The organism is Pseudoxanthomonas sp. (genome assembly GCF_002863005.1).
In the GTDB taxonomy this organism is placed as follows: domain Bacteria; phylum Pseudomonadota; class Gammaproteobacteria; order Xanthomonadales; family Xanthomonadaceae; genus Pseudoxanthomonas_A.
In genome coordinates this window covers 56,695-66,256 of the sequence record NZ_PKDG01000016.1, presented here as the reverse complement: position 1 = coordinate 66,256, position 9,562 = coordinate 56,695, and the positions used below count along the sequence as shown (strand labels likewise).

The following is a 9,562-nucleotide window of genomic DNA, read 5'->3' as shown; positions in this document are numbered from 1 at the left end:
TGGGGGGCAAGAACGCCACGCTGGTGTTCGCCAACAGCGACTGGCGTGCGCACCTGGACACCCTGCTCCGCTCTGCGTTCCAGAATGCCGGCCAGATCTGCCTGTGCGGCTCGCGCTTGCTGGTTCAACAGGCGATCCACGACGAGTTCCGCGACGCGCTGCTCGAGCGCGTGCGGGACCTGCACGCCGGACCGCTGGACGATCCGGCGACGCGCCTGGGGGCGATGGCCTCGCAGGTGCAGTTCGACAAGGTCCTGGCCTGCATCCAGCGGGCCCGCCTCGAGGGTGGCCGCGTTCTCGCCGGCGGACATGCCCTGGACAGGCCGGGCTGGTATATCGCGCCAACAGTGATCGACGGGCTGGGGCCCGAGGCCACCACCAACCGCGAAGAGATCTTCGGTCCAGTCGTCACCCTGCAGCCCTTCGAGAACGAGTCGCACGCGCTGGCGCTCGCCAACGCCGGCGACTACGGCCTGGCCGCGACTGTATGGACGCGCGACCTGGACCGCGCCCACCGCCTGGCCGCGCAGCTGCGCGCCGGCATCGTCTGGATCAACACCTGGATGACACGCGACCTGCGCACGCCGTTCGGCGGCACCGGCGCGTCCGGCCTGGGCCGCGAAGGCGGCCTGGAGGCCATGCGTTTCTTCACCGAACCCAAGAATGTCTGCGTGGCACTACGCTGAGGATCATCGAACCGAATGTCCGACCTTTCCGAACTCGAAAAACTGCTGCAGAACAATCGCGACTGGGCCGACCGCATCAAGCGGGAGGATCCCGGCTTCTTCAAGCGGCTGTCGCAACAACAGTCGCCGCGCTACCTGTGGATCGGCTGCTCCGATTCGCGCGTGCCGGCGAACCAGATCCTGGGCCTGGATCCCGGCGAGGTATTCGTCCACCGCAACATCGCCAACGTCATGTCGCACGGCGATCTCAACGCACTGTCGGTGGTCCAGTTCGCCGTCGACATCCTGAAGGTCGAGCACATCCTGCTGGTCGGCCACTACGGGTGCGGCGGCGTGCACGCGGCGATGACCGGGCTGCGCGTCGGCTTGGCCGACAACTGGCTGCGGCACGTGGCGGACGTGGCGATGAAGCACGCCGACCTGCTGGAGCAGGTCGACACCGAGTCCCTGCGCCATGCCCGCCTGTGCGAACTGAACGTCATCGAGCAGGTCTTCAACGTCTGCCAGACCACCGTGGTGCAGGACGCTTGGGCGCGCGGGCAGCCGCTGGCGATCCATGGCTGGGTCTACAGCCTGTTCGACGGCCGCGTGCGCGAACTCGGCATGGACGTCTCAGCCCCGGACGACCTGCAACCCGCCTACCAGCGCGCCCTCGCCGGCGTGCCGCCCAAGGGCAAGCGCGATGAGTGACGTGGTGCAGGCCGCCGGCGCGCCCAAGCCGGTCGGGCACTACCCGCATGCGCGGCGCGTGGGCGACCTGCTGTTCCTGTCCGGCATCGGTCCGCGCGATCCGGCGACCAACGCCATCGTCGGCAACGTGCACGACGCGGACGGGCGCTTGGTGAGCTACGACATCGATGCGCAGTGCCGGGCCGTCTTCGCCAATGTCCGTGCGGTATTGCAGGCCAGCGGCGCACGCTGGGACGATTTGGTGGACGTGACCGTGTACCTCACCGACCTGGTCCATGACTTCAAGGGATACAACTCGGTGTGGGCAGAGTATTTCCCCGACCCGGCCACGGCACCTTGCCGGACCACGCTGGGCATCGGTTCGCTTCCCACCCCGATCGCCATCGAACTGAAATGCGTCGCGCACGTGCCGGAGCGTCGCTGACATGCTGCCGAACCCGCTGAACTTCCAGGCCTGGATCGACGAGCACCGCCACCTGCTCAAGCCCCCGGTCGGCAACAAGGTGATCTACGACGGCGACTTCATCGTCATGGTGGTGGGCGGACCGAATGCGCGCACCGACTACCACTGGGACGAAGGCCCGGAGTGGTTCTACCAGCTGGAAGGCGAGATGGTGCTGCGGATCCAGGAAGAGGGCGCCGTGCGCGACATTCCGATCCGCGCCGGCGAGATATTCCTGCTGCCGCCTCGCGTGCCGCACTCCCCGCAGCGCATGCCGGGCTCGGTCGGGCTGGTGATCGAACGCAGGCGCCTGTCGCACGAGGACGATGGCCTGCTTTGGTTCTGCGAGCGGTGCAACGAAAAGGTCTACGAGGAGTACTTCCACCTCAACGACATCGAGCAGGACTTCTTCCGCGTGTTCGAGGCGTTCTACCGCAACGACGACCTGCGCACCTGCAAGGCCTGCGGCCACCTGAACCCCCGCCCCAGCCGCTACGAGATGCAGGCGGACTCTCAGGCCGACATCACCTGAGCTTGCGCTTGCCCAATCTGGGCATTATCGTGCCCGATATGGGCATGAACGACCCCCCCCGATCCGGAAGAGTCAGCGAAGCGGCGGCGCGCTACGCCACCGCCAGTCTGTCGGGCGCGCTGTTCACCACCACACAGCAGCGTGTGCTGGCCTGCCTGTTCGGCGAATCCGGTCGCAGCTATGCCGTCAACGAGCTGATCCAGGCGACCGGCGCCGGTAGCGGTGCCGTCCAGCGCGAACTCGCCCGGCTGGCGGGCAGCGGCTTGCTGACCGTCGAGCACGTCGGCAACCAGAAGCGCTATCGCGCCAATCCCGACGCACCGATCCACGACGAACTGGTCTCCATCGTCCGCAAGACCTTCGGCCTGGCCGAGCCGCTGCGCGAGGCGTTGTCGCCGCTGGCCGCGCGCATCCACGCCGCCTTCCTCTATGGCTCGGTCGCCAAGGGCAACGACACCGCCCGCAGCGACATCGATCTGATGGTGATCGCCGACGACCTCGCTTACGCCGAGCTCATGTTGACCCTGCATCCGGTGGCGGAACGGTTGAGCCGGCAGATCAATCCCACCGTCTATGACCGCGACGAGCTGCGCACCCGCCTCGACGCCGGCAACAGCTTCGTTACCCGCGTGCTGCAGCAGCCACGGCAATGGCTGATCGGGGGCGAAGATGACCTCCCCGCTTGAGAAACTCGCTACGCACAGCGGACCGCTCAGCCCCGAGCCGCCCGACAAGAAGGAGACCGCCGGCCTGCTGCGCTCTGGGCTGGCCCGCCTGGCCGACGCGCACAACGACGCCCTGTCGCTGGAAAGCCGCTTCGACCTGGCTTACAACGCCGCCCATGCGCTGAGCCTGGCAGCGCTGCGCCGCGCCGGTTTCCGTGCCCGTCACCGCTACATCGTCTTCCAGGTATTGCCGCACACGCTGGGGCTTGGCCCCGAGGTATGGCGCGTGTTGGCCAAGGCGCACGACCTGCGCAACCTGGCCGAGTACGAAGGCCACGTGGACGTCGACCGCCGGCTCGTCAACGACCTGATCGCCGCCTGCGAACGCGTCTCCAACGCGCTGGAACGATGAACGCTGACGCCGCGCACGTTCCTGTTACATCGCGGCACTGCAGCGCGAATCCCCGGCAGGCTGCCCCTACAATCCGACGATGCTGAAGATCGACACCCATGCGCACTTCCTGCCCCGCGACTGGCCGGACCTCGCGGCCAAGTACGGCGATCTGCGCTTTCCGGTGATCCACCATGGCGACGACGGGCGCCACCGCATCTACAAGGACGGCAAGTTCTTCCGCGAAATCTGGCCCAAGACGTGGGACCCGGAAGAACGCATCGCCGACTATGCCCAGTTCGGCGTGCAGGTACAGGTGATCAGCACGGTGCCGGTGATGTTCAGCTACTGGGCCAAGCCGCATCACGCACTGGAACTGCACCAGGCGCTCAACGACCACACCGCCGCGGCCTGCCGCGACTACCCGCGCCACTACGCCGGCATCGGGACGGTGCCGCTGCAGTCGCCGCGCCTGGCGATGCAGGAACTGGAGCGCTGCATGGACCAGCTGGGCCTGCAGGGCGTGCAGATCGGCAGTCACGTCAACGACTGGAACCTGGACGCACCGGAGCTGTTCGACTTCTTCCAGGCCGCCAGCGAGCTGGGCGCTGCGATCCTCGTGCACCCGTGGGACATGATGGGCGCGGCCTCGATGCAGAAGTACTGGCTGCCCTGGCTGGTCGGCATGCCGGCGGAACAGTCGCGCGCCGCGTGCAGCCTGATCTTCGGCGGCGTGCTGGAGCGCCTGCCGCAGCTGAAGGTGTGCTTCGCGCACGGAGGCGGCAGCTTTCCCTACACGATCGGCCGCATCGAACACGGCTTCAACATGCGGCCGGACCTCGTCGCCACCGATAACCCGCGCAACCCGCGCGACTACCTCGGCCGCGTCTATTTCGACTCCTGGGTCGCCGATCCGCGCGCACTGCGTTACCTGCTGGACACCGTCGGCCACGAGCGGGTGATGCTCGGCACCGACTACCCGTTCCCGCTCGGCGAACAGGAGCCGGGCGCCGGCATCGCCGCGCTGGGCCTGGACGAGGTGCAACAGGCGCGCCTGTACCACGGAACCGCGCTGGAATGGCTCGGCTTGCCGGCCGCGAGGTTCCTGTGAGGGTGCTCGCTGCAGGAGCGGCGTCATTCGCGACCGCACGGCATGATCTTGCGAGGACCCTCGGTATTTCCGTGGGAAACCAGCCCATCCAGCGTCATTTCCACCGACACTCCACGGTCGCGACTCATGTCGCTCCCACAACCTACCGACCATCTCCAGCCCGATGACCGACCCGCTGTCCCGCACCCACATCATCGCCCTCGACGCCGCCGACCCGCTGCGTCCGCTCCGCAACGAGTTCCTGATCCCGCGCCACAAGCACAACGACCAGGTCTACTTCTGCGGCAACTCGCTCGGCCTGCAGCCGAAGGGGGCGCGCACCTATCTCAACGAAGTGCTGGACAAGTGGGCGAACGAGGCCGTCGAAGGCCACTTCACCGGCAACGCGCAATGGATGACGTACCACGAGCTGGTGCGTGAGCCGCTGGCGCGGGTGGTCGGCGCCGAGCCGGCCGAGGTGGTGGCGATGAACACGCTGACCACCAACCTGCATCTGATGATGGTCAGCTTCTACCGGCCCACGGCAGAGCGGCCGGCGATCCTGATGGAAGCCGGTGCGTTCCCCTCCGACCGGCATGCGATGGAATCGCAGGTGCGCTTCCATGGGCTCGATCCCGCCACCGACCTGATCGAAGTGGCGCCGGACCAGCCCGACGGCACGCTGTCGATGGCGGCAATCGAACGTGCCATCACCGAGCATGGCCCGCGCCTGGCGCTGGTGCTGTGGCCCGGCATCCAGTACCGCACCGGCCAGGCGTTCGACCTGGCTGAGATCGCGCGCCTCGGGCATGCGCAGGGGGCGGTGGTCGGCGCCGACCTGGCCCACGCCGTCGGCAACATACCGTTGCGCCTGCACGACAGCGAGGTCGATTTCGCGGTCTGGTGCCACTACAAGTACCTCAACTCGGGTCCGGGTGCGGTGGCGGGCTGCTTCGTGCATGCGCGCCACGCCCACACCGACCGTCCGCGCTTCGCGGGCTGGTGGGGCCACGAGAAAGAAACCCGCTTCCGCATGGCGCCGGAGTTCGTGCCGACGCCGGGTGCCGAGGGCTGGCAGCTCAGCAATCCGCCGATCCTGGGCCTGGCGCCACTGCGCGCGTCGCTCGAGCTGTTCGAGAAAGCCGGCGGCATGGAGGCGATCCGCAGCAAGTCGCTGAAGATCACCGGCCTGCTGGAGGCACTGATCCAGGCGCGACTCCCGGATGTCCTGCAGATCATCACGCCCAGCGACACGACCCAGCGCGGCGCGCAACTGTCGTTGCGGGTGATCGGGGGCCGGGAGCGCGGGCGGGAACTGTTCGAATACCTGCTCTCCGTCGGCACGGTCGGCGACTGGCGCGAACCGGACGTGATCCGCATCTCGCCCGCCCCGCTCTACAACCGCTACATGGATGTCCACCGCTTCGTCGAGGAGGTCGAGACGTGGCGGGGATTCTGATCCGGAGACGCGCGCTTGGGCACTGACACGCCTCGACACATCACCCTCATCGGCGCCGGTCTTGCCGGTGCGCTGCTGGCCACGCTGATGGCCCGCGCCGGCTGGCGGGTGGACGTGTTCGAAAAGCGCGGCGACCCCCGCGTGCAGGGCTACGCGGGAGGCCGATCCATCAACCTCGCGCTGACCGAGCGCGGCCGCCATGCGCTGCGCATGGCCGATGCCGACGATGCGGTGATGCGGCAGGCCGTGATGATGCGCGGCCGCATGGTGCACGCGCTCGATGGGCGGCTGCAGCTGCAACGCTACGGCCGCGACGACGCCGAGGTCATCTGGTCGATCCATCGCGGCGACCTGAACATCACGCTGCTGGACCTCGCCGAACAGGCCGGCGCTAACATCCATTTCGACCGCCGACTGGACGCCGTCGACTTCGATGCCCGCATCGCCCGCTTCGCCGACGGACAAGGGGGCCTCCATCCCGTCGGGTTCACCGCACTGGTCGGGACCGACGGTGCCGGCTCTTCCCTGCGCGGCGCGATGCAGCAACGGGAAGAACTCGGCGAACGCACGGAATTCCTGGACCATTCGTACAAGGAACTGGAGATCCCGCCCTCGGCCGACGGCGCCTTCATGATGGAACCAAATGCGCTGCACATCTGGCCGCGCGGACACTACATGTGCATCGCGTTGCCGAACGACGAACGCACCTTCACCGTGACCCTGTTCCTGCCCAACCAAGGCGACCCGAGCTTTGCCAGTGTGCGCAACGGACGCGAGGCCAAGGCGCTGTTCCTGCGCGACTTCGCCGATGCGGTGCCGCTGATTCCCGAGCTGGAACGGGACTGGGACGCCAATCCCACCGGGCTGCTTGCCACGCTGTACCTGGACCGCTGGCATCTCGGCGACCGGGCCGTGCTGCTGGGCGACGCGGCGCACGCGATGGTCCCATTCCACGGCCAGGGGATGAACTGCGCATTCGAGGACTGCGTCTCGCTGGCGCACCACCTGCAGGCCTCCTCCGACCTGGCGCAGGCGTTCGCCGCGTTCGAGGCCGAGCGCAAGCCGAACGCGCTCGCCATCCAGGAAATGGCGCTGGAAAACTACGTGGAAATGCGCGACAAGGTCGACGACAGCGGCTTCCTGCTGCAGCGCGAGCTGGAACTGGCGCTGCAGCAACGCCATCCACAGCGCTTCGTGCCCCACTACGCGATGGTCAGCTTCATGCGCATCCCGTATGCCGTGGCCCAGCACCGCAGCCACGTGCAGCGCGACCTGCTGGTACGCCATACCGCCGGGCGCACGTCGCTCGAGGGCATCGACTGGGCGGCGATCGATGCCGATGTGCATGCGCTGCTGCCGACCCTGGAGGATGCGGTGGCGTGAGCGCGAGTTTCCTCTTCTACGACCTGGAAACCTTCGGCGCCGATCCTCGCCGTAGCCGGCTGGCGCAGTTCGCCGCCGTGCGCACCACGCCCGCGCTCGAGGTGGTCGACGAGCCGGTCAGTTTTTTCGTGAAGCCGGCGGATGACCTGCTGCCCTCGCCCATCGCCACGCTCATCACCGGCATCACGCCGCAGCAGGCGCTGCGCGAGGGCGTCAACGAGGCCGAGGCGTTTGCCCGCATCGCCGACGAGATGGGACGTCCCGAGACCTGCACGCTGGGCTACAACAGCCTGCGCTTCGACGACGAGTTCGTCCGGCACGGCCTGTTCCGCAACTTCCACGAGCCCTACGAACGCGAATGGCGCGGCGGCAACTCGCGCTGGGACCTGCTGGACGTGATGCGGCTGATGCATGCGCTGCGCCCGGACGGCATCGTCTGGCCGAAGCGCGACGATGGCGCGACATCTTTCAGACTGGAGCACCTGGCGCTGGCCAACCGCGTGCGCGACGGCGACGCGCACGAGGCGCTGTCGGACGTCTTCGCCACCATCGGGCTGGCGCGCCTGATGCGGCAGGCGCAGCCGCGGCTGTGGGACTACGCCCTGCAACTGCGCGACAAGCGCTTCGCCGCGCGCCTGCTGGACACGACCGCCATGTTGCCGGTGCTGCATGTATCGCAACGCTATCCCGCGCACCGGCTGTGCGCCGCACCGGTGCTGCCGCTGGCCCGGCACCCGCGCATCGACAGCCGCATGGTGGTGTTCGACCTGGACAGCGACCCGACGCCGCTGCTCACGATGTCGCCGGACGACATCGCGGACCGGCTGTACACGCCGGCCGTCGACCTTCCGGAAGGCGAGCAGCGCATCCCGCTGAAGGAAGTCCACCTGAACCGCGCGCCGGCGCTGGTCGCGTGGTCGCACCTGCGGCCGGCGGACATGGACCGGCTGGGCATCGACCCCGCGCGCTGCGAGCGCCACGCCGCGATCCTGCGCGACGCCGGCCCCGCACTGGCGGAGACCGTGCGCCGGGTGTTTGCCCGGGAACGCACCTACGAAGCCGGCGACGTCGACGGCTCGTTGTACGACGGATTCCTCGCCGACGCCGACAAGCGCCGCTTCACCGATGTGCGCACCACCCCGCCCGCGCTGCTGGGCCAACGCGATTTCGGCTTCCGCGATGCGCGGCTGCCGGAACTGCTGTTCCGCTACCGGGCACGCAATTGGCCGGAGACCCTCGGCGCCGACGATCGCCAGCGCTGGGACGACTACCGTCGCCGGCGCCTGGCGATGGACAGCGGCCTGTCCGAATACAGCTTCGACCAGTTCGATGCGGAAGTCGCCGAACTGCGCCGGGGCCAGGCCGGCAATGCCGACAAGCTGGCGCTGCTCGACCGGCTTCAGCAATGGCGCGCCGAGCTCGAGGCCGGGCTGTAGCGGCAGGTCGAGGACAGCCTTGTCGGTCCCATGACACCGGCTTGTCTAGAATGGCGTCCATGGCCACCTACTTCTCCGATGCCAGTTTCAAGTTCCTGCGCGGGCTGGCGCGCCACAACGACAAGACCTGGTTCGCCGACCACAAGGCGCAGTACGAAGCCCATGTCCGCCAGCCGTTCCTCCGCCTGCTGACCGACCTGCAGCCCGACCTGGCGGCGGTCAGCCTGCATTTCCGCTCGGATCCGAAGACGGTCGGCGGCTCGCTGTTCCGCATCTATCGCGATGCCCGTTTCTCCAACGACAAGTCGCCATACAAGTCGTGGCAGGGCGCCCGCCTGTACCACGAGCGCCACAAGCAGGTGCCCGCGCCGTCCTTCTATCTACACCTGCAGCCGGGCGAGTGCTTCGTCGGCGCCGGTCTCTGGCACCCGGAACCGGACACGCAGCGCCGCGTCCGCCAGTTCATCCTCGACAATCCGGGCAGTTGGAAGAAGGCCGCGCACGATCCGGCGTTCCGGCGCCGCTTCGACTTCGAGGAAAGCGAAAAGCTGGTCCGCGCGCCGCGCGGCTTCCCGACGGATTTCGAGTTCATCGAGGACCTCAAGCACCGCAACTTCGTGTTCTGGCGCTCGCTGGACGACACCACCCTGACGGGCCCGCGCCTGAGGCAGACGCTGGCCGGCGATCTCAAGACGCTGGGGCCGTTCGTCGACTACCTGTGTGCGGCGCTGGATCTCGAATTCTGACCGGGAGGATTCGCCGATGACGCGCTCTCAGACGAAGACGTG

Annotated in this window: 11 protein-coding genes; all 11 read left to right on the top strand. The window is 67.9% G+C overall.

Going from position 1 to position 9,562, the window contains the following annotated elements:
• On the top strand, positions 1 to 686 hold a 686-nt coding region (locus CYU89_RS07695), incomplete at its 5' end, for an aldehyde dehydrogenase family protein (protein ID WP_296279952.1).
• Positions 687 to 701: 15 nt separating this feature from the next.
• A complete protein-coding gene (gene can / locus CYU89_RS07690) occupies positions 702 to 1,376 on the top strand; it encodes a carbonate dehydratase (RefSeq protein WP_296279950.1) in 675 nt (224 codons plus the stop codon).
• Positions 1,369 to 1,800, top strand: coding sequence for a RidA family protein (locus CYU89_RS07685; protein WP_296279948.1), 432 nt, complete (start codon positions 1,369 to 1,371; stop codon positions 1,798 to 1,800). Before can ends, CYU89_RS07685 begins: the two co-directional genes overlap by 8 nt.
• A gap of 1 nt (position 1,801) precedes the next feature.
• Complete coding sequence (locus tag CYU89_RS07680; protein WP_296279946.1) at positions 1,802 to 2,350, top strand: 3-hydroxyanthranilate 3,4-dioxygenase; 549 nt, start codon at positions 1,802 to 1,804, stop codon at positions 2,348 to 2,350.
• Positions 2,351 to 2,394: 44 nt separating this feature from the next.
• The gene (locus CYU89_RS07675; RefSeq protein WP_296279943.1) at positions 2,395 to 3,036 is read left to right on the top strand and encodes a nucleotidyltransferase domain-containing protein; all 642 of its coding nucleotides are present in this window, start codon (positions 2,395 to 2,397) and stop codon (positions 3,034 to 3,036) included.
• Positions 3,020 to 3,427 (top strand): hypothetical protein, encoded by a 408-nt coding sequence (locus CYU89_RS07670; protein ID WP_296279942.1) that lies wholly within the window; start codon positions 3,020 to 3,022, stop codon positions 3,425 to 3,427. The genes CYU89_RS07675 and CYU89_RS07670 overlap by 17 nt, the downstream gene beginning before the upstream one ends.
• Before the next feature lie 79 nt (positions 3,428 to 3,506).
• Positions 3,507 to 4,517 (top strand): amidohydrolase family protein, encoded by a 1,011-nt coding sequence (locus CYU89_RS07665; RefSeq protein WP_296279940.1) that lies wholly within the window; start codon positions 3,507 to 3,509, stop codon positions 4,515 to 4,517.
• A gap of 163 nt (positions 4,518 to 4,680) precedes the next feature.
• Entirely contained in the window at positions 4,681 to 5,955 is a 1,275-nt protein-coding gene (kynU, locus tag CYU89_RS07660) for a kynureninase (protein ID WP_296279938.1), read from the top strand.
• A gap of 15 nt (positions 5,956 to 5,970) precedes the next feature.
• Positions 5,971 to 7,338 (top strand): FAD-dependent monooxygenase, encoded by a 1,368-nt coding sequence (locus CYU89_RS07655; protein ID WP_296279936.1) that lies wholly within the window; start codon positions 5,971 to 5,973, stop codon positions 7,336 to 7,338.
• The gene (sbcB, locus tag CYU89_RS07650; RefSeq protein WP_296279934.1) at positions 7,335 to 8,774 is read left to right on the top strand and encodes an exodeoxyribonuclease I; all 1,440 of its coding nucleotides are present in this window, start codon (positions 7,335 to 7,337) and stop codon (positions 8,772 to 8,774) included. Before CYU89_RS07655 ends, sbcB begins: the two co-directional genes overlap by 4 nt.
• Before the next feature lie 59 nt (positions 8,775 to 8,833).
• The gene (locus CYU89_RS07645) at positions 8,834 to 9,520 is read left to right on the top strand and encodes a DUF2461 domain-containing protein (protein ID WP_296279933.1); all 687 of its coding nucleotides are present in this window, start codon (positions 8,834 to 8,836) and stop codon (positions 9,518 to 9,520) included.
• The last annotated feature ends 42 nt before the right edge of the window (positions 9,521 to 9,562 follow it).

Coding starts and splice junctions, on each gene's coding strand:
- CYU89_RS07670 (WP_296279942.1), top strand. CDS start 3,020: ATGACCTCCCCGCTTGAGAAACTCGCTACGCACAGCGGACCGCTCAGC.
- CYU89_RS07680 (WP_296279946.1), top strand. CDS start 1,802: ATGCTGCCGAACCCGCTGAACTTCCAGGCCTGGATCGACGAGCACCGC.
- CYU89_RS07665 (WP_296279940.1), top strand. CDS start 3,507: ATGCTGAAGATCGACACCCATGCGCACTTCCTGCCCCGCGACTGGCCG.
- CYU89_RS07685 (WP_296279948.1), top strand. CDS start 1,369: ATGAGTGACGTGGTGCAGGCCGCCGGCGCGCCCAAGCCGGTCGGGCAC.
- CYU89_RS07675 (WP_296279943.1), top strand. CDS start 2,395: ATGAACGACCCCCCCCGATCCGGAAGAGTCAGCGAAGCGGCGGCGCGC.
- CYU89_RS07645 (WP_296279933.1), top strand. CDS start 8,834: ATGGCCACCTACTTCTCCGATGCCAGTTTCAAGTTCCTGCGCGGGCTG.
- can (WP_296279950.1), top strand. CDS start 702: ATGTCCGACCTTTCCGAACTCGAAAAACTGCTGCAGAACAATCGCGAC.
- kynU (WP_296279938.1), top strand. CDS start 4,681: ATGACCGACCCGCTGTCCCGCACCCACATCATCGCCCTCGACGCCGCC.